At 50.0% G+C, this 24441-nt stretch carries 23 protein-coding genes; 14 read left to right on the forward strand and 9 right to left on the reverse strand.

Annotated features, from left to right (window positions below; all coding sequences use genetic code 11):
- Positions 1-32: 32 nt before the first annotated feature.
- Complete coding sequence (locus tag MMIC_RS05165) at positions 33-1736, forward strand: tetratricopeptide repeat-containing sulfotransferase family protein (RefSeq protein ID WP_072659395.1); 1704 nt, start codon at positions 33-35, stop codon at positions 1734-1736.
- 61 nt (positions 1737-1797) lie between these two features.
- Positions 1798-3141, forward strand: coding sequence for a glutamate--cysteine ligase (locus MMIC_RS05170; RefSeq protein WP_072659396.1), 1344 nt, complete (start codon positions 1798-1800; stop codon positions 3139-3141).
- A 128-nt stretch (positions 3142-3269) separates the two neighbouring features.
- On the opposite strand, the gene MMIC_RS05175 is transcribed toward MMIC_RS05170, so the two are convergent.
- The 3 genes from MMIC_RS05175 to MMIC_RS05185 form a co-directional block, all read right to left on the reverse strand.
- Positions 3270-4214, reverse strand: a complete 945-nt coding sequence (locus MMIC_RS05175; RefSeq protein ID WP_072659397.1) for a class I SAM-dependent methyltransferase — start codon at positions 4212-4214, stop codon at positions 3270-3272.
- 142 nt (positions 4215-4356) lie between these two features.
- A complete protein-coding gene (locus tag MMIC_RS05180) occupies positions 4357-4713 on the reverse strand; it encodes a VOC family protein (RefSeq protein WP_171966461.1) in 357 nt (118 codons plus the stop codon).
- Positions 4713-5642 carry an ROK family protein gene (locus MMIC_RS05185; protein ID WP_072659466.1) on the reverse strand — a complete coding sequence of 310 codons (930 nt, stop codon included), beginning with the start codon at positions 5640-5642 and terminating at the stop codon, positions 4713-4715. The genes MMIC_RS05180 and MMIC_RS05185 overlap by 1 nt, the downstream gene beginning before the upstream one ends.
- Positions 5643-5692: 50 nt before the next feature.
- Here MMIC_RS05185 and folD point away from each other — a divergent pair, with 50 nt between their 5' ends.
- The 6 genes from folD to MMIC_RS05215 all read left to right on the forward strand — a co-directional run bounded on the left by folD (position 5693) and on the right by MMIC_RS05215 (position 11533).
- On the forward strand, positions 5693-6559 hold the full coding sequence (gene folD, locus MMIC_RS05190; RefSeq protein WP_072659467.1) for a bifunctional methylenetetrahydrofolate dehydrogenase/methenyltetrahydrofolate cyclohydrolase FolD: 867 nt from the start codon (positions 5693-5695) through the stop codon (positions 6557-6559).
- A 3-nt stretch (positions 6560-6562) separates the two neighbouring features.
- Positions 6563-7654 carry a glycine cleavage system aminomethyltransferase GcvT gene (gene gcvT / locus MMIC_RS05195; protein WP_072659399.1) on the forward strand — a complete coding sequence of 364 codons (1092 nt, stop codon included), beginning with the start codon at positions 6563-6565 and terminating at the stop codon, positions 7652-7654.
- A gap of 30 nt (positions 7655-7684) precedes the next feature.
- Positions 7685-8062, forward strand: a complete 378-nt coding sequence (gene gcvH / locus MMIC_RS05200; protein WP_072659400.1) for a glycine cleavage system protein GcvH — start codon at positions 7685-7687, stop codon at positions 8060-8062.
- A 135-nt stretch (positions 8063-8197) separates the two neighbouring features.
- The gene (gene gcvPA, locus MMIC_RS05205; protein ID WP_373855345.1) at positions 8198-9505 is read left to right on the forward strand and encodes an aminomethyl-transferring glycine dehydrogenase subunit GcvPA; all 1308 of its coding nucleotides are present in this window, start codon (positions 8198-8200) and stop codon (positions 9503-9505) included.
- A complete protein-coding gene (gene gcvPB / locus MMIC_RS05210; protein ID WP_227819373.1) occupies positions 9502-11007 on the forward strand; it encodes an aminomethyl-transferring glycine dehydrogenase subunit GcvPB in 1506 nt (501 codons plus the stop codon). The genes gcvPA and gcvPB overlap by 4 nt, the downstream gene beginning before the upstream one ends.
- An 88-nt stretch (positions 11008-11095) precedes the next feature.
- Complete coding sequence (locus MMIC_RS05215; RefSeq protein WP_072659402.1) at positions 11096-11533, forward strand: hypothetical protein; 438 nt, start codon at positions 11096-11098, stop codon at positions 11531-11533.
- 10 nt (positions 11534-11543) lie between these two features.
- On the opposite strand, the gene MMIC_RS05220 is transcribed toward MMIC_RS05215, so the two are convergent.
- Complete coding sequence (locus tag MMIC_RS05220; protein ID WP_072659403.1) at positions 11544-11978, reverse strand: hypothetical protein; 435 nt, start codon at positions 11976-11978, stop codon at positions 11544-11546.
- Entirely contained in the window at positions 11978-13165 is a 1188-nt protein-coding gene (locus MMIC_RS05225; protein ID WP_072659404.1) for a protoporphyrinogen/coproporphyrinogen oxidase, read from the reverse strand. Before MMIC_RS05225 ends, MMIC_RS05220 begins: the two co-directional genes overlap by 1 nt.
- Positions 13166-13342: 177 nt before the next feature.
- On the opposite strand from MMIC_RS05225, the gene MMIC_RS12685 reads away from it, so the two are divergent.
- The 6 genes from MMIC_RS12685 to MMIC_RS05250 all read left to right on the forward strand — a co-directional run bounded on the left by MMIC_RS12685 (position 13343) and on the right by MMIC_RS05250 (position 20028).
- Positions 13343-13519 carry a hypothetical protein gene (locus MMIC_RS12685; protein WP_171966462.1) on the forward strand — a complete coding sequence of 59 codons (177 nt, stop codon included), beginning with the start codon at positions 13343-13345 and terminating at the stop codon, positions 13517-13519.
- Positions 13520-13594: 75 nt separating this feature from the next.
- Entirely contained in the window at positions 13595-14743 is a 1149-nt protein-coding gene (locus MMIC_RS05230; protein ID WP_227819374.1) for an aminotransferase class I/II-fold pyridoxal phosphate-dependent enzyme, read from the forward strand.
- Between the two features lie 178 nt (positions 14744-14921).
- Positions 14922-17576: a preprotein translocase subunit SecA gene (gene secA, locus MMIC_RS05235; protein ID WP_072659406.1), complete on the forward strand. Its 2655-nt coding sequence runs from the start codon at positions 14922-14924 to the stop codon at positions 17574-17576.
- Positions 17576-18781, forward strand: a complete 1206-nt coding sequence (argJ, locus tag MMIC_RS05240) for a bifunctional glutamate N-acetyltransferase/amino-acid acetyltransferase ArgJ (RefSeq protein WP_072659407.1) — start codon at positions 17576-17578, stop codon at positions 18779-18781. Before secA ends, argJ begins: the two co-directional genes overlap by 1 nt.
- A gap of 194 nt (positions 18782-18975) precedes the next feature.
- Positions 18976-19371, forward strand: coding sequence for an NUDIX domain-containing protein (locus MMIC_RS05245; RefSeq protein WP_072659408.1), 396 nt, complete (start codon positions 18976-18978; stop codon positions 19369-19371).
- A 192-nt stretch (positions 19372-19563) separates the two neighbouring features.
- On the forward strand, positions 19564-20028 hold the full coding sequence (locus MMIC_RS05250; RefSeq protein WP_072659409.1) for a response regulator: 465 nt from the start codon (positions 19564-19566) through the stop codon (positions 20026-20028).
- Positions 20029-20136: 108 nt separating this feature from the next.
- On the opposite strand, the gene MMIC_RS05255 is transcribed toward MMIC_RS05250, so the two are convergent.
- The 4 genes from MMIC_RS05255 to MMIC_RS05270 are packed head-to-tail and all read right to left on the reverse strand — an operon-like array spanning position 20137 to position 24361.
- Entirely contained in the window at positions 20137-21033 is an 897-nt protein-coding gene (locus MMIC_RS05255) for a tyrosine recombinase XerC (protein WP_072659410.1), read from the reverse strand.
- Positions 21023-22144: a DUF484 family protein gene (locus MMIC_RS05260; RefSeq protein WP_072659411.1), complete on the reverse strand. Its 1122-nt coding sequence runs from the start codon at positions 22142-22144 to the stop codon at positions 21023-21025. Before MMIC_RS05260 ends, MMIC_RS05255 begins: the two co-directional genes overlap by 11 nt.
- Positions 22141-23421, reverse strand: a complete 1281-nt coding sequence (locus MMIC_RS05265) for a L,D-transpeptidase family protein (protein WP_072659412.1) — start codon at positions 23419-23421, stop codon at positions 22141-22143. Before MMIC_RS05265 ends, MMIC_RS05260 begins: the two co-directional genes overlap by 4 nt.
- The gene (locus MMIC_RS05270; protein ID WP_171966463.1) at positions 23405-24361 is read right to left on the reverse strand and encodes a tetratricopeptide repeat protein; all 957 of its coding nucleotides are present in this window, start codon (positions 24359-24361) and stop codon (positions 23405-23407) included. Before MMIC_RS05270 ends, MMIC_RS05265 begins: the two co-directional genes overlap by 17 nt.
- Between the last annotated feature and the right edge of the window lie 80 nt (positions 24362-24441).

Raw genomic sequence — 24441 nt, forward strand, 5'->3', positions numbered from 1 at the left:
CAAACAGTAAGAATTTCGACAAGAGGTGGCTGATGGCTGTGATCAAACTTTCCAATAAAAAGAAAAGACTTTTAATGACACTGGCTGAGCAAGCAGCAAGTTTTGCCCGCAAAGGTCAGTTTCAAACAGCCCTTCGCATCTGTGATAAAGCGGATGGACAGTACAAAGGATTTCTTGAGATAACCTATGTGCGCGGCCTGATTGCATCCATGCAGAATGACTACCACACAGCTCTCGACTGGCTTGGCCAAGCCTACAGGAAAGCACCAAACCGCCTGCACTTTCAAATTAACTATGCAAGCTGTCTGCTGTTAAATGACCAACAAGAAGAAGCTGCTCAGATTTACCCGGAAATATTAAAAAAATCACCAAAGCTATTTAGTGAAGCCAACGGCTATAGCGGCTTAGGTTCCGCCCTAGAGGCCCTAGGAGAGTTTCGCCAGGCTCTGCAGACATATAAGCAAGGCCTGCAGAAAGAGAAGTTTAATGTTGAATTACTAAGCAAAGCAGCCAAGCTGCATAGCAAATTAGGCGAAACATCAATAGCTATGGACTTGCTCGAAAAAGCGCATAGTGCAGAACCTGATAATGCAAATGTTATATGCGACATGGTATCGCACCTGTTCCAGCAGGGAGAGTTTGAAGAGGCTAGATCTCGCTTTCGTAAAGCTCAAGACATAGGTCTTCACGAAGCCACAGTGCTGGGGTTTCTTATTAAAAGCGGAAACTATGCAGATAGAGGTGCGGACTTAAAGACCATGCGAAAACTCTACGATGAAGCCGATGTAGACGCTGACTTACGCATCTACTGTGCCTTCATTCTTGGCAATGAAGCCGATAAGGAAAGCCACTACAAAGAAGCTTTCGATTATTGGGCAGAGGCCAACCTTATAAGAAGCCAGTCATCCGACAACGACGAATGCGACCAAGAGTCTATCCATCAAATCGCAGCATCTGCATTTCCAGCTTCAAGGTTTACAGACATCAGCTGTAAAGACGCGAGCGAAGCTGCTCCCATATTCATTATCGGCATGCCTAGGTGCGGCTCTACACTGCTTGAGCAGGCGCTAGCTAGACATCCAGGGCTACAGCCCGCAGGTGAAATTGCAGCCCTACATCAGGCAGTAAATGGTAGAAAGCGCAAAGCGCTACTCTCTAGAGAAATAGAAAAGCTACCTTTATTGGATGATAACAGCCTGCTAACTATTGGCCATGAATATTCACGAATCATTGCTCAGGAATATTGTTTAGATGGGCGAGTAACTGATAAGATGTTGAACAATTACCTGCTTGCCGGCGTAATCGCCAAAGCCCTTCCACTGGCTCGCATTATTCATATCAACCGTGAACCCATGGCTTCATGTCTCTCCATGTTCCAGGAAAACTTTTCCGATGGAAAAATGAACTATTCATGCGACTTGAATGCATTAGGCCGCCAGTACGCACGCTACCAGAAGCTGATGCAACACTGGCGTAAAGTACTGCCTAAAGGCGTAATGCTGGAAGTCAGTTATGAAGATCTTGTCTCCAATCCAGAGATAGAGCTGCGCAGGTTACTGGAAGGGTGCGATCTAGAATGGCATCCCGACTGCCTGAGTTCTCACAAGACTACCGGAGCAGTCTCCACAGCGAGCCTAATTCAGGTTCGCAAGCCGATTCATCAAAAATCAGTAGCCCGATGGAAACACTATGAAAAGCAATTGGAGCCAATCAAGCAATACCTTCTGCCCGAGTAAAATAATCAGCAAACATACTAAGCACCTACTCTATCTATATATAATAGGATAACCTGTCGCCATGACTTCACACCTGACTCCAGATGATCTGGCCGGCTGGTTTGCCGAAGGCAATAAACCACGCGACCAATGGTGCATCGGCACCGAACATGAAAAGATTGGCTTCTGCATGGATACCCTCAATCCCATACCCTATGAGGGAGAGCGCAGTATTCGACAGCTTCTGGAAATGCTTGCCAACACCGGCTGGCAGCGTGTGGAAGAGTCGGGGAAAATCATAGCGCTAAAAAACGGCATGGCATCCATAACGCTGGAACCGGGCGGACAACTCGAGCTTTCAGGCGCACCGCTGGCAACCATTCATCAGACATGCGAAGAGGCCACCAGTTATCACAAAATACTTAAAGGCATTTCGGATGAGCTGCGCATCGGATTTCTCGGCATGGGCTTTCAGCCCAAATGGCAGCAGCGCGACATACCGCTGATGCCAAAGGCGCGTTATGGCGTGATGCGCGCATATATGCCTGAAGTCGGCAGTGGCGGGCTAGATATGATGCTGCGCACTGCCACTGTTCAGGCCAATCTGGATTTCAGCTCTGAATCTGATATGGCCAGAAAAATGAGAGTATCTCTCTGCCTGCAGCCACTGATAACCGCCCTGTATGCGGCAAGCCCGTTTGAGAACGGTAAACCTGCAGGCCTGCTGTCGCGACGGGGTGCATGCTGGCTGGATACTGATAAACAGCGCACCGGCATTCCTGCCTGCACATTTGAAGATAATTTCGGTTTTGCCGCATATACAGAGTGGGCACTTGATGCGCCGATGTACTTTGTGATTCGCAACGGACTATATATAGATTGTGCCGGAGGCAGCTTCAGAGACTTTCTGGCTGGCAAACTGCCGCAGTTGGCGGGTCAATTCCCGAGCATGGATGATTGGGAATTGCATATCTCTACTCTCTTCCCGGATGTGCGGTTGAAACAGTACCTGGAAATGCGCGGCGCTGATGCCGGGCCATGGCCATGGATCTGCTCCCTGCCTGCCCTGTGGAAAGGCCTGCTATATGATGAACAGGCCCTGACTACAGCCCGGGACTTTATTGCTGACTGGAGCCATGCCGAAGTAAGTCAGCTCAGGCAACAAGTGCCTGAAACGGCCATGGCTACTCAGTTCCGGGACACCTCCGTATTAAAACTTTGTGAGACCATGCTCGACATCGCACGCAGTGGCCTTGAAAATCTGGATATCCGAAACACGGCAGGGCAAAATGAAAGCATATTCCTTGCACCGCTTGAACGCGCTGTAGAGTCAGGCCAGACACAGGCTGAGCACTGGTTAAACCTGTACCATGATCAGTGGCATGAAAATATTGACCGCGTCTTTTTCGAGGCCATGCACGCATAAGACAGTCCCACTGCTGAGTACACCCATACTCTTATCGAAAGGCTTTGCCGTGTATATCGTGCTAGCGATTGATTGCTGAAATCATAGCCTGGTTTTCGCCTGCAGGTCTTTGCGGTTTATAAAGGTTATCAGCGCTGTTTTTCCAAACGGCTGAGCAGGCTTGAAACAAACTCGCGAGCTTTCATATATTCCATGAGGTACGAAGAAACCTTGCGTGCCCGCTTGCTCAAATAAGCCGGACGAGCATGATAACTCAGGGCATTGTATTTATTAATACGCGCACGCACACGATCAGCGTTACCTGACAACTGTACCGGCTGATCCTGCATGCCTACTTTTCTGAACAACATCTGGATATCTGCATCATCATCGCCGCTAAAGCTTTCAATCAACTCAAAACCGCACTGTTCAGCCATGGACTTCAATGTTTCCGGTGAAAAGTTATAAATATGAGCATAATGGAACATCCGGCTCTGCGTGGCGAACGGACCTGTAAGGTTCGGACACTCGACATAAAACATACCACCATCGTTAATCAGGCCGTGAATATGTTTCAATGCTTTCTTCGGTGAAGAGAAATGTTCGATCACGTGAATCAGCAGCACCAGATCCGTTCTTGGCGTTGGCTCCAGATCATACAGATTCACATTTTCCACATCGGCAAATAATTTACTGTGGGTGAATGCATTAAAGTCGTGGTTGGGTTCAATGCCGGATGCCTTCAAACCCTGATCTTCAAAATATTTCACAGTACAACCTATGCCTGCACCGATTTCAAAAACAGTTTCCACAGCTGATATGCTGGAGCCGATCTGATTGTAGATGCGTCCGGCATTCTTCCAGGCGCGCATCACACGCCGCTCCGAAGGCTGGCGTTCACCGTGATAATCCTGTCTGTAGCGCGTGGCATAATACTCGGCCACTTCCGCTTCGTTCGGCACAGGCAGATGCATGACCAGCCCGCACCCCAGACAGAGGCCGGTATCAAGTGCTTGCTTGTGTCTGTCAGAGCGGGAAACAATCTCGAACTTGTCACCGCCACAGAGGTCACATTGTACTGAATGATTTGTCATAGCGAAAACTCTAGTCAACCGCTTGCTGCATGGCTACCGAATATAGAATTGCTGCATTTGACTCTGCCTGCCTGCGCCATTTACGGATCAATTCTGTTTTCAGGCTTTAACCCAATGCTCATGCTTAAAGCAGCAGGCCCGATTAACTGAAAAGCTCTATCGTATTATTATCCGGATCGCGACAGAAAAGCGCATCGCGGCCGGATTTACTCATGGTGTAATCTATACCGGCTGATTCCAGCTGAGCCCTGATGGCATCAAAATGATCTGTCATCAAAGCGACATGATGATCCCGCCCGCCATGAGCCGGCCTGTTACAATCAGCATATGGGTCATCCAGTTGCATCAGGTGAATCTGCTGACCCTCTTCCAGTCCATACCACAATCCTGCAAAACCAAGCTCGGGGCGTTTGATGCGCTGTAGCCCCAGAATACCCTCATAAAATTCTGCGGCCTGCTCCAAATCGGACACAATCAAGCCTACATGTTTAATCTGCATCATCTCCCCCACAGCCAGGCTGCACCACGCACCCCGGACGAATCGCCAAATGCAGGCGGCAATAATTGTGTGCGCACCTCATCCGAAAATATATATTGCTGCCATATCTCAGGCACTTGTTCATACAGCTGCGCTATATTCGACAATCCACCACCCAATACAATCACATCCGGATCAAGGATATTCACAACGCCCGCCAGCGATCTGGCCAACCTGTCACAATATCTATCTATCGTTTGGCTGCAATCCAGATCACCTGCTTCGGCCTGTTTCACGATCTGCTCGGCAGTGATATTGCAACCGGATACTCGCAGATGATCCGCAGCCATACCCGGCCCGGAGAGCCAGGTTTCAATGCAGCCTGCCCTGCCGCAGTAACAGTCCGGCCCCGGCAATTCACACGTCTCAGGATAGAGCAATGGATTATGCCCCCACTCACCGGCAATATGATTGGCACCATCCAACACGGAGCCGTGTACAACAAGGCCCCCGCCCACTCCGGTGCCGATAATGACACCGAACAGCACATCGTAAGCTTTGCCTGCACCATCAACGGCCTCCGACAGCGCAAAACAGTTGGCATCATTACTCATACGCACCGGCCTTGCCAAAGCCAGCTCAAGATCCTGCTGCAAAGACTGACCATTCAGACAAGTGGAATTGCAGTTCTTCATCAGACCGCTCTTGAATGAAGTGGCTCCCGGTGTGCCAATACCAACCGTAGAATTCTCTCTATTCATGCATAGCCGGCTTTCCGCACCCCTAACCATATCAACTACAGTTTTGATGGTTTGCAGGTAGTCGCCGGCAGGTGTGCGCTGGCGAAAGCGCAACAGCTCAGACCCATCGGCATCCAGCGCAATCAGTTCGATTTTTGTGCCGCCCAGATCAATGCCAATACGCGTGCGATTCGTATTCTCTTCTCTCATGCAGCTTATCATTGTCTGAACTGGCGCTTGCTGCAACAATGCGCAGCCATATGAACTCATCAACTGCAAAGATACTCGATGGCAAAGCACTGGCCGCCCGCATGCGCGAAGAGATTCGCCTTGAAGCCGACCAGCTTGCCAGTAAACACGGACGTAAACCGGGGCTGGCGGTCATTATTGTCGGCAATGACCCGGCTTCGCATGTCTATGTCAAAAACAAGAAAATCGGTTGTGAAAAGGCTGGCATTCACTCTTTTTCACATGAACTTTCAGCCGACACCAGTCAGCAGCACCTGCTCGGTCTGATCACTGAACTGAACAATGATCCCAAAGTAGATGGTATTCTGGTTCAACTGCCGGTTCCCGATCATATCAATTCTGAAGTCATTCTCGAAGCCATTGACCCGGGTAAAGATGTGGATGGCTTTCATCCCTATAACGTCGGACGTCTGGCTTCTCGCAAACCGGCTTTGCGCTCCTGCACTCCATACGGTTGCATGAAGTTGCTGGAAGAGACAGGCATTGATCTGCACGGCAAAGAGTGCGTTATTGTCGGCGCATCCAATATCGTAGGGCGACCAATGGCGCTGGAACTGCTGCTGGTAGGCGCAACCGTCACTGTCACACATCGATTCAGCAAAAACCTGCGATCACATATCGAACGTGCTGAAATTATCATTGCAGCAGCTGGAAAACAGGGACTGATTCAGGGTGAATGGATTAAACCCGGAGCGATTGTGGTTGATGTAGGTATTCATCGACGCGAAGATGGCAGCTTGACTGGTGACGTGGAATTTGAAGAAGCCAGCAAAAATGCAGGCTGGATTACACCAGTACCGGGTGGCGTGGGGCCTATGACCATCACGATGTTACTGGCCAACACAGTGCAGGCATTTAAAACACACGTGGGAGATTAATCCATGACGGATTTAGCAAGAACGCCGCTGTTTGAACAACATGTAGAACAAGGTGGTAAAATTGTACCTTTTGCCGGCTTTGAAATGCCGGTTCAGTACAAACAGGGCGCTCTGAAAGAGTATAGTGCCGTACGTGAAGGTGCTGCCGGCATTTTTGATATCACCCATATGGGACAGGTGCGAGTGAGCGGCCCGGATGCTCTGGCATTCCTGCAGTATGTGACAACCAATGATGTATCAAAGCTGGCAGACGGACAGGTCCACTATTCCGCCCTGCTCAATGATGCAGGCACCTTTATCGACGATATCACTACCTACAAAATATCCGGGTCTGAATACTACCTGTGCATCAATGCCGCCAACCGCCACAAGGATGTGGCTCATCTTCAGCAACAAGCTACAAACTATGACGTCAGTGTAATGGATGAATCCGATGATACGACACTGCTGGCGCTGCAGGGCGCTGCAGCGCAGGCCGCTCTTCAGCCTCTGGTGGATAGAGATCTTGAATCCATTGGATACTATAAGTTTGCACAAGTGAAAGTGGCCGGTGCCGATGGCATTGTATCCCGTACAGGTTACACCGGCGAAGACGGTTTTGAAATTTACGTCCCCAACAGTATTGCCGTTGAAGTATGGCAACAACTACTCGGCAACGGTGCTGTGCCAATCGGTCTTGCTGCACGTGATATGCTGCGGACTGAAATGGGTTATGCACTGTACGGCCATGAAATTTCCGATGCAGTGACACCGGTTGAAGCCAAACTGATGTGGATCACCAAGCTCGATAAAGGTGATTTTATCGGCAAAGCAGCGGTTGAAGCGCGCAAGGCTGAAGGGCCCAGGCAGCGATTGATTGCACTGAAACTGACCGGACGCGGCATTCCACGTGAGCACTATAAGGTATTTGCTGACGGTGCAGAAACCGGAGAAGTGACATCAGGCATGCACAGCCCTATGGCTGGCGGAGTAGCACTGGCCTACGTGAAACCGGATCATGCCACTTCTGGCGAATTGAGTGTTGAAATCCGCGGCAAGGCTGTTGCTGCTGAGCGCACCACTTTACCGTTTGTGCGCAGCAACGTGCGACGCTAAATTTAGGGCACCAAAAAGTGAGGAGACACCATGACAATTCCTGCTGAATTAAAATATACCAAAGATCACGAATGGGTACGCATTGAAGGCGATATCGCCACATTCGGTATTTCTGATCATGCGCAGGAAGCGCTTGGCGACATCGTATTCGTTGAACTGCCGGAGATCGGTCGTGAAGTGAATGCGGGTGAAGCTTATGCTGTTGTTGAATCGGTAAAGGCCGTATCCGATGTGTATGCACCTGTTGCCGGTGAGGTCATTGAGATCAATGAAGAGCTGGAAGGCGAACCGGAAAAGGTCAATACCGATGCATACGGTGCTGGCTGGATTGCCAAAGTGAAAATCACCAGTGATGAAGCTGTCGAGCTGATGAGCGACGACGAGTACACCACCTTTCTCGAAGAGTAAAAATATTCACCGCTGAGGGCGCAAAGTTTCGCAAAGTTTTTTCTGTAGAATTTCTTAGCGAAACTTTGCGTCCTTTGCGGTTAAAAGGACACATACATGCGGTTTCTTCCCCACACTGACACAGACAGAACAGCCATGCTTGAGACGATAGGCGTCTCGAACATGGCAGAGCTGTTTTCCGACATTCCTGGCGAATTCCATATTGAAAAAGGCTCGCTCGAAATCGCTGATGCACTGTCAGAAGCCGGAATCGTTCGCAAATTCACCAAGGCTTCGGAAAAAAACCGCAATGCTACCAACAGCCGTTATTTTCTAGGTGGCGGCACCTATCACCACTTTGTTCCGGCAGTCGTCGATTATATTATTTCGCGCGGTGAATTTCTCACAGCTTATACCCCTTACCAGCCGGAAATATCACAGGGTACTCTGCAGGCACTGTTCGAATTTCAGACCATGATTGCCCGCCTGACCGGTATGGATGTATCCAATGCATCAATGTATGAAGCTGCAACAGCAACGGCTGAAGCTGCCCTGATGGCCCGCCGCGTCACGCGCAAAAGCCGTGTTGTGATGGCTGGTTCAGTGAATCCGCGTTATCGCAGTGTAACCGCCAATTATCTTTCACGGCTGGATGGCGAATATGCCGAAGTAGATATGGGCCGGCACGGCACTGATCTGGACAAGGTCATTGCAGCCATTGATGAAAAGACCGCCTGCGTCATTGTACAGTATCCCGATTTTTATGGTTCAGTTTATGATCTGGCACCACTGCGCGCAGCCTGTGATGCCGCTCGTTGTCTGATGGTTGTCGCCTTCTCCGACATTTCCGCCTTTGCCCTGATTGAATCACCCGGAGCCATGGGTGCCGATATTGCTGTTGGCTCAGGCCAGTCGCTCGGTATTCCAATGGGTTTCGGCGGCCCGCATCTGGGTCTGTTTACCTGCAAGCAAAAATACCTGCGTCAAATGCCGGGGCGCGTGTGTGGCCTGACCTCCGATGCCGATGGTAAACGCGGTTTTGTACTCACCCTCTCTACCCGTGAGCAACATATCCGCCGTGAAAAAGCCACCTCCAACATCTGCTCCAATCAAGGTCTGATGTGTACAGCAGCTGCTACCTATATGACGCAGATGGGTGATGCAGGCCTTGGTACGGTTGCCCGCCACTCAGCGGCAGCTCTGCACTCGCTTGTATCGCAACTGCCGGGTCATGTCACAGCCGCGCATGGCGCACATTACAACGAGACAGTACTGAGCTTTGCAGACCAGCAGGCTCGAGACCGTTTCCTTAAGGCTGCACAGGAGTCTGATATATTTGCCGGCATTCCGCTGGAACAGATTGAAACTGCCGCTGATGGCAGACACCTTCTGGTCGCGACGACTGAAATGGTTGAGGAAGCAGACATCAACGACTATCTGGCAATATTGGAGGTGGCGAAATGAGCATGTCTGATATGAACAGAGCAGATACCACTTTCAAATATTCAGGCACCGTAGGCATGCAGCACGAAGAACCACTGCTGTTTGAGCATGCACATGAAGCACCCGAATCGATCAATCTGCCTGGTGTAGACGGAGAAATCTCAGCTGAGTTAAGTGCTTTCTCTCGCAAACAGGCTGCTAACATTCCGGGACTGTCCGAGCCTGAAACGGTACGTCACTTTGTACGCCTGTCACAGTGGAACCACGGCATTGAAACCGGTTTTTATCCGCTGGGTTCATGCACCATGAAATATAACCCGCGGGTGAATGAACAGGTGGTACGACTGCCGGGACTCGCACATATTCATCCGGATCAGCCTGAAGATACAGCCCAGGGTGTGCTGGAGCTCATGTATGAATTGCAGGATTGGCTCGGAGAAGTCTCGGGCCTGCCGCATGTAACACTGCAGCCTGCAGCCGGTGCGCATGGTGAACTGGCTGGCCTGATGATGATTAAAGCCGCGCTCGATGCACGCGGTCAATCACAGCGCCGTAAAGTGTTGGTTCCTGACTCGGCACATGGAACCAATCCGGCCTCTGCCGCTCTGTGTGGCATGCATACGGTTGAATTGAAATCCGGTGCGGATGGACGCATTGATCTGGACGAGTTGAAAGCACATCTTGATGATGAAACAGCAGCCCTGATGATGACCAACCCGAATACGGCCGGTGCCTTCGAATCCGACATCAAGGAAATCTGTCAGCTGGTACATGATGCCGGCGGACTGGTTTACGGTGATGGCGCGAATCTCAATGCCCTGGTGGGCGTTGCACGGCCAGGGGATATGGGTATCGACTGCCTGCATATCAATGTGCATAAAACCTTCTCCACCCCGCATGGTGGCGGTGGCCCGGGTGGTGGCCCGGTAGCGGTGAATGATACGCTGGCACCCTATCTGCCAGTACCGCGCATCGAAAAACATGGCGATACGCTCACGCTGGTCAATGCCTGTGACACATCAGTCGGGCCGGTGCTCGGAACACCCGGGCAGATTGGTGTCTATATACGGGCCAACGCCTATATTTCGGCCTTCGGACGCCAGCATCTGCACAAAATTGCTGAAGATGCAGTACTCAATGCCAACTATGTATTGCATCGTCTGAAAGACCGTTATCACGTGCCGTTTGAAGGCCTGTGTAAACATGAGTGCCTGCTTACCGATGAAATTCAGAATAAGCATGGTGTGAAAACACTCGATATTGCCAAACGCCTGATCGATCTCGGCTTCCATCCGATGACAGTCTATTTCCCTCTGATTGTGCATGGTGCAATGTTAATCGAACCGACTGAAACTGAGTCTCGTGAAACACTGGATGCTTTCTGTGATGCCATGCTGGAGATCGCCGATGCCTGCGAAGCTGGTGATACTGAAGCCTTGCATGAGGCTCCACTCAAGCCGTTCCGTCGCAGACTTGATGAAACACAGGCCGCTCGCAAACCCGTGCTGGTCTGGCCGGAGTAAAAAGGCGCAAGCTAATATCAAACTTATAGCAAAGCCTTCATTTCCTGCTATTAATAGTGAATCTCACTAATCATGGCATAGGTGACACATGGGTATTTATTTCGAAAGCTTTCCTGACAGTAATTTCATGCTGACCATTTTTTATGGTGCGGTCATTGATGAGGATTTAAAAGCCCATACGCTCGAGGCACTAAAGGATGAGCACAGCAGCCCCGGTAAGCGGGGGCTATCCGTAATCTGTAAACATGCCTCTGCTTCCGGCCTGTCATACAAGACTATCTTTTCGGAAGGAAGGAAAATGCGACAGGCCAAATTCCGCAAGGATGGGAAATTGGCCATTCTTGCCAAAAACCGAGTCGGTTACGGACTGGCAAAAGTCTACTGTGTCGCCACTGAACTTGATGGATTGGATGAAACCCGTGTGCTACGTGAAGACGATCTGGATCACGCCATAGAATGGCTCGGAATCAACGCTTATTCAGATGAAATCAGGTCCAAAATCGAACAACTGGAACATCTCCAGTAAGCCTCACAGCTCATAAAGAATGCCTTGTAAAACACCTTTTTTCGACGACAAAATAGCCATGAGTGGATGACCTCTCCTGATAGTCCACCCTGATCTGATCTGTTGAACTGAAGGTCTGGCTGGTTCCGAAAATCACCATCTCCTGATGGGTGATTTCTGAATCCATCGGATACTCAATGCGCATATCATCATCTGACTTCCACTGAACAATTGCATCATAACCATGCCTGAACGAAAAACTGTGCATGGAATCATCAAATCCGCTGCTCGCAGGGCGCACGTTGATTTTCATCTCCTGATCTCCAGTCCGGCTACCTGTGGATACCCGGTAAAGGGTCGCGATATTGCTGCCCGATGGTGATACGCATTCAAACATCACATCCACTTTTTCACTGCTGCCGCAACCGCTGATCAGCAATATTCCACAGAGCCAAAGCTTTCTCATCACTGTGAAGATAACCTTGAAAACTCTTGTTCAACGCGCTCCAGACAATCTTCAACTGCGACACCGGCAAAATAGTTGCCGATCAGGCTTAAAGGTTTATTTGCAAGCAGATTATCCACTCCTGCTATAAGCTGATGATGCCCCATATCGGGAGCCGGCAAACGGTTGGTTTTGTGGAAGCACTGCACAAACTTTGATTTCTCGACCTTCAAGAGTTCACACACGTGATTTATCTTCTGATCTTCATCTAGCAGGCCGGGTTTGAAATGGAAGGCGAAGCCGCGCAGCTGGGGGTGATCCACATAATCTCTTGCGACAGCAGAATAAAAGTCGCCGTCTGCTGCGATAATACCTGCTACAGGCTCCAGTGGCAGGTCACCCTTTTTGACTACGATGCCCAGCGATTCAATCTCGACTTCATTGACCCGGGACAGTTGTTCGGAAATATCCGGAAAAGATTCTTTCAGCAAACGCGATGCCGCCATAACCTGGGTGGCACAAACAAGCTTTTCAGCCGCATAAGTGGCACCTTCAACATCGACTTCAAAACCATCCTCATCATAGCGGATGTCATCAATGAGCTGCCCTTTCCTGACCTCTAACTGCTGCTCCAGTTCAGTGATAATGCGGGCAAGACCTTCGGGAAAGGTGAAACTTCTCATCACCGATTTATCACGCGGCCGTTTACGAAACAGCATATCGGCAGGCGCATCATCCGCCTGCTGGCAAATCACAGCACTGAAAGCATGCCGGAACACATTCGCATAATTTTTCGGCCCGACAATAGCGCGGTAGTAAGTGGCAATAGATAAACCATCTTTCTTCAGCCTGAAAATGCGCCATGCATTCAACATCAGCTCCACAAAAGAGAGTCTGGCAGGGATCGAGCACAGCTTGTTGTCTGCATACATGCGATAGCGCAGTTTTTCACGCGCCGTCAGCTGATCCATCAAACCCAACTGATCAAGTATTTTCAGCAAGCGTCCATAAGAGTTAAAGCAGGTGTGCGTGCCCATCTCCAGCCAGAACGACTTATCCTGCTCTGCTACGACTGAATCAAAGCAACCGCCAGCTCTGCCTTCTTTTTCCAGCACCAGCACATTCAAGCCTGCCTGTTTTGCTTCAAATGCCATGGCCAGGCCGGATATACCGGCTCCAATGACAATCATATCGTATCGTTTACTCATGCGACGACTCTAGGTCAATTTCCATATCCCGCAAACAGATCACGACCTCTTCCACTGTATGTCAATCACCGACTCACCATTACCGTATTACTCCGGATACCCGGACAGGTTATCCCTGCCATGATTCCAACCTCCACGGAGGGAAAGGGTTAAATCAGATACCATGGAGGATAAAACATGGCTTCAGCGTTACCAGAATCAGAATATAAATCAGTATATGGCTATAAGATTGATCCGATCTATGATGAATACACTGAGTTGGGCAATATCTCAGAGGTAAGTGATGCTGCGATTTTAACATCTATTAGCGCATCTATTGGAATATGTACGCTGGTCAGCCTGATGATCCCATAATATACCTGCCAGCAGACCAGGGCCTGTTCAATCGACCTCATGGTGTTCATGGACGGGCACAGTTAAACTATCTGCATGCGAAGAATCGATCAGATTGAGCCTTTCCGGGTCATGCAACTGCTGGAACGTGCCAAAGAACTTGAAGCCGAAGGGCGTAAAATCATCCATATGGAAATCGGCGAGCCTGACTTCTCCACACCTACTTCAATCATCGATGCCGCTAAAATGGCGCTCGATAGCGGCGATTTGTTTTATACCCCATCAACCGGAAACCCAGCCCTGCAACAGGCTCTCTCCAACTGGTATAAAGATGAATATAACGTTGATGTATCACCTGAACGCATTCTGATCACACCGGGAACTTCGGGTGCTTTCAGTCTGATTTACGCAGCCCTGCTTGAGGCCGGGGAATCGATCCTCCTCCCTGATCCGGGTTACCCATGCCAGCGTAATTTTATCCGCCTGGCAGGCGCCGAGCCAATCAATATCCCGGTTGGTCCTGATACACGATACCACCTCTCTGCAGAACTGGTAAAACAACACTGGAAAACCGGCACGCGCGCTGCCGTGGTGATCAATCCATCCAATCCTACCGGCACTCTGATTGACGCTGATGAGCTACAACATATTGCACAAACATGCAGGAAGTCAGGTGGTTATCTGATTTCAGATGAGATTTACCACGGCCTGACTTATGGCATCAAAGCTCGCTGTGCGCTCGAATTTGATGAGCATGCCATTGTCGTAAACGGCTTCTCGAAACGCTGGGCTATGACAGGCTGGCGTGTGGGCTGGATTATTGTGCCTGAAGAGCTGATCGATGCCTGCAGGCGTGTAATGCAGAATATTTTTATCGCCGCCCCCACCCTCTCCCAATATGCGGCCATTGCGGCATTGAAAGAGCAAGAAACCTGCGAGGCCATGCGCACGGCTTATGATGAACGCAGACAATATCTGCTTGCCGAGCTGGCAAAGCTGGGCTTCGATATTGTCGTGCAACCACAGGGGGCATTTTACATCTATGCCAATGTAGAAAACATCACCGATGATTCAAAAGTATTCTGCTGGGATATACTTGAAAAAACAGGAGTAGCCATCACGCCTGGAGAAGATTTCGGACAATTCCAGTCAGACCGGCATGTGCGTTTCTCCTATGCCACGAGTCTCGAAAATATCCGCGAAGGCATTCAGCGCCTGAAAAATACAGTAGGCGATTGCCGTTAAATGCGTTCAGGGGTTGAAAAACCGAAAAAACAACCCCACTTACAAGCTTCGCCTTTGCCTCCTTCAGTGGTAACCTGCGCAGCCTTTAGCTGTCCGAGCCTTGGCGGCAACGGCATAAATGCCAAAAATAGAAAGTCAGACCGTTTGATTTTCAGAATACCCTAGTGGAGCCACCATCATGTTAAACATCCTCACCAAGCTGTTCGGTAGCCGAAATGATCGCCTTCTCAAAGAACTATGGCCCATCGCCAAGCAGGTCTCCGCACTGGAAGCCGATGTGCAGGACCTTTCTGATGAAGAACTGGCCGCTAAAACTGTTGAGTTCCGCCAACGCCTGAGTGATGGGGCGACAACCGATGAACTGCTGCCTGAAGCCTTTGCTGTCGTACGCGAAGCATCACACCGTGTACTTGGCATGCGTCATTTCGATGCTCAGATCATCGGCGGCATCATCCTGCATCAGGGTAAAATTGCCGAAATGAAAACAGGTGAAGGTAAAACCCTGACTGCAACCCTGGCCGTCTACCTCAATGCGCTGTCAGGCAAAGGCTCGCATGTTGTCACCGTCAATGATTACCTGGCCAGTCGTGATGCTGAACAAATGGGCAAACTATACGGTTTCCTCGGCCTCTCCACCGGCGTGATCGTGCATGGCATCACCAATGATGAACGTCGCGATGCATATGCCAGCGATATCACTTACGGCACCAACAATGAATTCGGTTTTGATTATCTGCGCGATAATATGGCCTTCTCATCCGATGAACTTGTCCAGCGCGGTCACCACTTTGCCATCGTCGATGAGGTGGATTCAATCCTGATTGATGAATCCCGCACGCCGTTGATCATTTCCGGCCCTGCCGAACAGGCCACCGAGTTATATGTACAGGCAGATGGCCTGATCAAGCAACTTGCTGAATCGGATTATGAGAAGGATGAGAAGGATCGTGCTGTCTCCTACACCGAAACCGGTAACGATAACGTAGAAAAACTATTCCGTGATGCAGGTCTGCTGACCAACGGCAGCCTGTATGACCCTGAAAATGTTAATCTGATGCATGCTGCGACTCAGGCACTGCGTGCCAACACGCTGTTTGCGCGTGAAAGTGATTATATCGTTCGTAATGATGAAGTAATCATCATTGATGAGTTTACCGGCCGCATGATGCCGGGTCGCCGTTATTCCGATGGTCTGCATCAGGCACTGGAAGCCAAAGAAGGCGTAACGGTTCAGCCTGAAAACCAGACACTGGCCTCAATCACCTTCCAGAACTTCTTCCGCATGTATGACAAACTGGCAGGTATGACCGGTACAGCCGATACCGAAGCCGAAGAGTTCCAGAAAATCTACAAACTGGAAGTTGTGATCGTACCAACCAACAGGGATATGATCCGTAACGATGTCGCCGATGTTATCTACCGCGATGCAGCAGATAAATTTGAAGCCATTGTGAGTGATATCGAAGTTGTACATCAAGAGGGCGCACCGCTGCTGGTTGGCACCACCTCTATTGACAAGTCTGAACTGCTTTCCGAGATGCTGAAGAAGAAAGGCATCAAACATGAAGTTCTCAATGCCAAACATCATGAGCGCGAAGCGGAGATCGTTTCACAGGCAGGCCGAAAGGGTGCAGTCACCATCGCTACCAATATGGCCGGTCGTGGTACCGATATCATGCTCGGTGGTAACCCGGACATGCTGATTGCCCAACTTCCGGCCAAACTCTCCGAAGCTGACCGTGAAGCCAAAGCTGAAGAGATCCGCACTGCATGTGCTGCTGAACATATCGAAGTAGTAGAACTCGGTGGACTGCATATTCTAGGCACCGAACGCCATGAGTCACGCCGTATCGATAATCAGCTGCGTGGTCGTTCCGGCCGTCAGGGTGACCCGGGTACAACCCGCTTCTACCTGTCGCTTGAAGATGATCTGATGCGCATCTTCGGTGGCGAAAAGATGCAGTCCATGCTGACCAAGATGGGCTTTGAAAAGGGTGAAGCGATTGAACACCCATGGGTAACCAAAGCGATTGAGAATTCTCAGAAGAAAGTTGAAGGGCGTAACTTTGATGTACGTAAAAACCTGCTGGAATATGACGATGTGATGAATCAGCAGCGTGATGTGACCTACTCCCAGCGCCGCGAACTGCTGCAAGTGGATGATGTGCATGATGTCATCGAAGATATGCAGGCTGATTATGCAGGCCGCCTGGAAGACGAGTTCCTTGATGGTCACATTGAAGAATGGCGCCTGGACGAACTGCAGGAAGCGTTGAAAGAGCGTCTTTCTGTCGAATCCGACCCGAAATCCTGGCTGGAAAGTGATGAGGTGGAAACTGCCGGTGATATGACCATCAAACTGGCTGAGTGCCTGAAGGCACACATGGCGGCCAAGGAAGAAATCACCGGGGCTGAACAGATGCGCGGCTTCGAGAAATATCTCGTACTGCAGATTCTCGATCACCACTGGAAAGAACATCTACTGGCGATGGATCACCTGCGCCAGAGTGTTGGCCTGCGCGGTTATGCGCAGAAACAGCCGATTCAAGAATATAAACGTGAATCATTTGAGCTGTTTGAAGGCATGCTCGACAAGGTACGTGAAGAGACCATGACCGCCCTTCATCGTGTGCAGGTCGAGCAGGAAGCTCCGATTGTAGAACAGACAGCTGAACAACAAGATGTTGGTCCTGTAAACTATAGTCATGGCGATGACGCGCCGGAAGAAGAGTCGCACACCTACAAACGTGAACACCCGAAAGTTGGCCGCAATGAACCATGCCCATGTGGTTCAGGCAAAAAATACAAACAGTGTCACGGTAAACACGCTTAATGCCTGTAAACCAGCCTGAGCTGTTACCTGCGCTGGATGTTCCCGGTTTCAAAGTCGGCACAGCATCCTGCGGTGTAAAGTCTGCGGACTTAAAGGGTAAACGTACCGATCTCACTATCATTGCTGCCGATGTAAACTGCCATGCCGCAGGCACGTTCACGCAGAATCGCCTGCGTGCAGCCTGTGTTGATCTCGGGGAACAAGCCATCACTGACAATGGTTCAAACATTCGAGCCATCGTAGCCAATAGTGGCAATGCCAATGCCGGAACCGGTATCCGTGAAGAAGAATGGGCACAAATGATGATTGCGACTGCTGCTGATTCCCTCGGCATCAACAGCAATAGCGTACTTTCCGCTTCAACCGGCGTTATCGGCACACCCTTCCCCATTGAACGTATTGTTGAAGGCATCGGTGAGGCCTCCGCCTGTGCGTCAGGCTGGCAGGAAGCTGCACATGCGATTCGCACCACTGATACCTATGCCAAGTGGGGCTCCAAACGTGTTGGCGATTTCACGATTACGGGTATCTGTAAAGGCAGCGGCATGATTCATCCGAATATGGCTACCATGCTCGGGTTCATTGCTACCGATGCACCACTTTCTCAAAAACAGCTGCAGCCCATATTGAAACGGGCTATCGGCAAATCCTTCAACTCTATCTCCGTGGATGGCGACACCTCCACCAATGATACCGTTTATCTGCTCTCCAGCGGCTTGGCTTTGGGTCATGGGCAACTGGCAGATACGGACGCTTTTGAAGCCGCATTAACTGAACTATGCATCGAGCTTGCCCAGATGATCGTGCGCGATGGAGAAGGCGTGAGCAAATTTGTAACGATCAACATTGAAGGCGCCGCATCTGAAGAAGAGGCACGCCATGTCGGACGTACGATTGCCATCTCCCCGCTGGTAAAAACCGCCTTTGCCGGTTCTGATGCCAACTGGGGGCGTATTGTTGCTGCTGCCGGCAATGCAGGCATAAACTTTGATCCCGATAAAATTTCCCTGTGCTGTGATGATGTTGTGATGATGGAAGATGGCAGCCTTCATCCGGATTATTCTGATGAAGCAGGCATGCTTGTCTTTGCCCAGCCTGAATTTTCTATCACACTGAATCTGGGTATGGGAGAGGCATCTGCCACCATCTGGACAGGTGATCTGACGCATGAATACATCACCATCAATGCAGAGTATCGGACCTGATTTTGCTTAAACCGCAAAAGGCATTGCCTCAGGCCATCCATGGCCTTCGCCTTGCGGGCGGCTATTCGCCGTCCAAACGGATATCCTACCTTTTTGTCTTATCTTTTGCTCATTAGCGCAGAAACAAGTGCGCGGACTTGCTTCTGCTCACAAGTTCCTGCGGATTTGACCGCCATCCATGGCGGAATGTACTAATGCGCACACGTACCATTGCACTGATTGCCCCCTTTGATGACAAAGGGAATGTGCTGCTTTTGAAAAGGGATTCCAACCAACATTGCGGTGGCCTGTGGTCTTTCCCCGGCGGCAAGATTGAAAGCGGTGAAACCCCGAAATCAGCTGCCAAGCGCGAACTAATGGAAGAGACCGGACTGACCGGTTCCGACTGGAAACTGCTCGGCATGCACGACTTTGAATACCCGGATCGCAAGCTAAGCTTCCTGCTCTTTACCTGTTCCTGTGATAAACTCGATTCGCTAGCCTGCGAATCCGAACATGCTTGGCTCACGCTTGATAACCTGCTCGAGCTCCCCATGCCTGAAGCCAATGTGGAACTTCTCAATATGCTCTACACAGAGTCCAACAACTAACGAAATATTTACGCGATGACTGTTGACCCATTACCACTGTTTTGTCCAGTCGTGGCCAAAGGTAACCAGAAAGGCAGTTGAGGCTCTCAATAATACAGCCGACCGACAGTCATAATATGTATTGAGGAATTTATCTTCAGGAGTATAATGATAGCGCTGGCTTCTGTACGTTAGGGATGCTCTGGGGGGATTATGTTCCACCTGATTGAAGATAATACGTATATAAGGGAATTTTTAGCTGCGATAATTCAAGATTGCGGAAGTGAAACGATGGAGTTTGCATCTCCGGTCGATTATCTCAATTATATTGATTCCGGCGCATACATTAAACCAACTGCTGTAATTACTGACGTTCACATGCCAAACATGAGCGGATATGAAATGATGGGCATAGTATTGGAGCGTTTCCCTGACATTAATTTTGCTGTTATCAGTGGAGAACCGACGATATCAAGTCGAAACAAAGGTTTGGCATGCATGTACTTGGCAAAGCCATTTCATCCTGAGGCAATTCAAGAGATGTTAAATAAATTCAGTCGCTGTAAAGTTGAAGGAGCATCTACCGAAATAGGGTGTGCTTCATTTGGAGACAGAGAAGAGTTTGGTGTATTGGATTGCGTGTGTCCAAAACTAGCCTGCATGAAGTCAAAGCACTAACAACTTTCTTTATAGCTTTTCTCCCATTCCAAACTTAGCGGCATGTATGCCGGATCTGTCGACTCAAACGTAAGCAACGAATCGTCAGAGTTTTCAGCTTTCCGATAGTCAACCGGTTCTCTTTTTAGCTCTTGGGTGTGTCTGGTCATAAACCTCGGTGAGTTTAGTGATGTCGAGGTGGGTGTATCGTTCAGTGGTCGCCAGCGATGCGTGACCGAGAAGCTCCTGAATAGCGCGCAGATCTACACCTCCGGCCAACAGGTGGGTGGCAAAAGAATGACGCAGGCGGTGCGGGGTGACAGATATATCCGCGCCGGTAGTCAAAGCCCGGTCTTTAAGCATGCGTTGCACGCTACGCACAGATAATCGCTTGCTGTATTTGTTGAGAAAAACAGCCTGCTCTTCTGCGGGTGCAATACGTTCAGCAAGATAAGCCTGTAAATATTGAATAGCCCCCTGTGGTAGCGGCACGATGCGTTCCTTTCGCCCCTTACCAAACACACGCAATTCAAACTGATGCATATCGATATCATGAAGATTCAGGCCAACCACTTCCGATACACGCAGCCCGCAACCATACATAACTGCAAGCAAAGCAAGGTCCCGACAATCACTGGCCCGGTCCGTTTGGTGCATCAAAGCCTGCGTCTGTTCAGGCGGCAGGGTTCGCGGCAACCGTTTTGGCTGCTTGGGAGGACGCACACCTGCTGCGACATTGGTTTCGCACCAGCCTGCATGCACTGCCGCATCGAAGAAACTGGACACTGCAGACAAACGACGAGCCAGTGTAGAGGCAGCAAGGCCGGATGCGTGGCAATGCACCAGCCAGTCCTGAACCTGCATGCGGGTGATTGTCTTCAGGACACGTTCCTCACCACAATGTTCGGTAAAACGGGAAAGATCACGGCGATATGCACTTACAGTATGTTTGCTTGCCAAGCGCACATCGGCCAACTCATGCAGGAAGGATGTTACGGCCTCTTTGAGGCAGGGATCAGCTTTCATCTCCACTGCCGGAATCTGATTCGGCAATCTCAAAACGATTGCCACCCAGTGCCTTGGCGACATACATCGCCTGATCGGCCACCGCAATCAATGCTTTGACTGCCATATCTTTATCGACTGCTGAGAATGCCACACCGACGCTGATACTGGTTTTTTCTCCATCTTTCAGCTCTTCACCGGCAACTGCCTGCACTGTCTGTTCCGCAATCTCTCTTGCCTTCTCTTCGGAACAGCCGGGCAAGAGCAGAACAAACTCATCTCCACCCATACGAATCAGGGGATCATTGGAACGCACATGTGCGCGCAATGCTTTACTGACTGCAGCCAGTATCTCATCCCCTGCTTCATGGCCCAGCCTGTCATTCAGCAACTTGAACTGATCCACATCGGCATACAGGCAAGCAACTTTGGTTTTACCAAACCACTGCGACAAAGGCTGATGACTGTGCGGCTGCAGAAAACGACGATTGTGACTGCCGGTTAAAGTGTCCGTGACGGAAAGCCTGGCCAGATGTTCACGCGCAACCGCATGTTCCAGGGTCATACCAACGACCTGTGACAGATGCTGAAGAAAATCACTGCTCTGATCAGGTGCGAAACGATCCCGGTCTACTGAACCGACACCGAGCACACCGAAAGGTTTATCCAGATCACCCAATGTCAGCAGAGCAATAGATCCCAGATGCTGATCCTGTGCATCAAGCCATTCAAATGACGATTCAGCAGATAGCTGAACCAGCCATGCACGCTTGCGCGACAGCCCCATCTGCTTGATCTCACCTTTCTCTACCCAAACCAGATCCCGTTCAGAAAGCGCATCGAGTTTATGTCCGCCCATGAAGCTGGAGCGATCCAGCCAGAAACGTACAAAATCAAGTTCAAAGCCGGAACGCAGACCCCGCAACAGCGTAAAGCAGAGATCTTCCGGATCGGTTGATTTGAGCACCTGGGATTCGAGCTCGAACATGCGAGAGAACAGACGTTCATTCTGGCGAAGACGCTGCATCACCTCAGCCACATAGGCTTTCAATTCACGATTTTCTTCGGTCAGCTTCTGAAAACGGCGCGATGAAAAACCTTCGATGTTGCTTACTTCTTTTTTTTCACTCACTGGTTCAATGTCTCTTCAAGAAGAATTTTCCATGGCTGGCTTTCAGAATCTCGTGCCAGATACAGGCGCTTACGCCCCTGATCGGCATAGTTGCTGGATCGATATTGTTGATCAAATTCAGCCACTACCATTTCACCCTCTGACCAGCGATTCGGATCATGCATCACTGTCATATTATCAAACCTGACTTCTATGAAAGATTTATTGGCATTCACGCGGCGTTTGTAATGCTTCCATGCTGCCAGATCACGCTCACCTGAACGGAATTTAGCATGATAATGAGACAGGTATGATGTGCTGTTCAATGAGGTCCAGTCCGAGCGCCACGTTTCAATCGCTTTACGTACGGATTCAAGCAGTGCACGCTTTTTATCCTGCTGATCAAATTCAAAATTTTCACCGACGATCACCCAACTGCGCTTCAACTTCACATGATTCGCCACCTCAACCAGACGATTATTCGAGATAGAGAAACAACCTCGCGTATCCTGCGGGGGACGACGCAATACATCGAGCGGATAACCATGTAACCAGATGCCATTGCCGGTCTTGTTATGCAGCTGATCCAGCTCATTGGGATAATCGATCGGAAATGCTACCGGACCGTAACGCGGAGCCAGTTCATGGCCATCCAGCTTGCTGATAAAGCGGTAAATACCATTGGGTGTTTTACCATCGCCCTGCACCTTCTTGTCGCCCTGCTCCGAACCGGTCACCACATATTCATCGGCGATCTTTCTCAAGCCGCCATTGCCATCGGATTCATAAAGAAACATGCGATTACGCGCCTTATCAAACATGAATACGTTGGCGACACCTGTACCGGGCAGAAGAATGTCCACCGGATCTCCCGCATCCTGATTCAGCTTATCAATGAATGAATAGAGTCTGGCATTGGCCTCGCCCAAACCAAGATCGGCTGAGGCAAGCAGCTGCCCCTGCTTGTTCGTATCATCACTATATGATCCGGCCTGTTTCATGGCATCGACTGCCTGAATCCGGTGCGCTTCTGCCTGCAACAATGCGACCAGAGGGTCCTGTTCCTTAGCCGATGCCAGCAGGGCCAGAGCCTGTCCCGGCCGGTCAGATTTCAATGCCGCTGTTGCACGCAAAATCGTGCGCTCCTGTGCGTGCATACTGCGCACTACCTCATGGTTGCCATCTTTCAATACCTGCGAAACATAGTTCATCTGCTCATCGGCAAAGGCCTGCGCTGACATAAGCAGCAGGAGCAGAACGACAAAAGATGCGCGCATGATGTTACAGGGCTTTTTCATGAATAATTTTCCAACCGGCACCTGCAGGTGTCAGAATCAACTCTTTGAGATCATCACTTTTATAACTGTTGGATCTGAAATGCTGCATCATGGTAACTTTCATATTTCCGTTCGACTGCGCTGATACCACGATGTTTTCCAGCTCAACTGTAATGAACTTCTTATTCCTTATCGCACCCGTTTTGTATTTCTTCCAGGATTTACGGCTCTTGAAGCGGGCACCGGGGCCAAAACTTTCATCATAGGCGGCAAAATAAGCTTCGGTATCTCTCGCACTCCATGCCGCACGCCAGTTCTCAACGGCAGCCAGGGCTTCCCGTTTCTGACTTAAGCGATCAGAGCTTGAGGCATAACTTCCGGTTTCCGCTGCAGTGGCACTGGCATCGATTTCCATCCTCGCTGGCTTCTTATCTGCTGCAGGCATGGCTGGCTGACCCTGACTGGCTGTTGCACGCGCAGGCGTTTCGCTACTGCGGATATTCAACAATCTCTCATAGCGCTGGCTCAAAGCCGCATTATCATTGCCTGCCAGCGCTTTTTTATAGGACTCAGCTGCAAGTTTCACATACAGATCACCAATATTTTCATGCGCTGTCACATAGGACGGATTCAATTCTAGCGATGCTTCCAGCTCTTTAATGGCCGCACGCAACTCTCCCTTTTCATTATAAATAACGGCCAGATTATTATGTGGTTCGGCGAGTTCCGGCTGTAATTTTATCACCTGATGAAAAGAGCTGATCGCATCATCAAACTGACGGCTCCTGGCCTGTGTCACACCGAGTACAAACCAGGCCTGATAATCATCGGGACTGTTTTTGACCACCTTGCTCAAGGCTGCGATTGCTCCCTGATCATCACCCTTGGCAATCAGGGTTTCTGCAGCAGCAAGCGAGTTGGCCTGACTGTTGGCATGTGCAACAGCTGTGGAGAAACTCATAATGAATAACAGGCATAATATATTTCTTAGCATGGAACTATCGTAGCGGCCCTGAAAAAAGGAACAAGACCTCAGCTTTG

The organism is Mariprofundus micogutta, from assembly GCF_001895085.1.
GTDB lineage: Bacteria > Pseudomonadota > Zetaproteobacteria > Mariprofundales > Mariprofundaceae > Mariprofundus > Mariprofundus micogutta.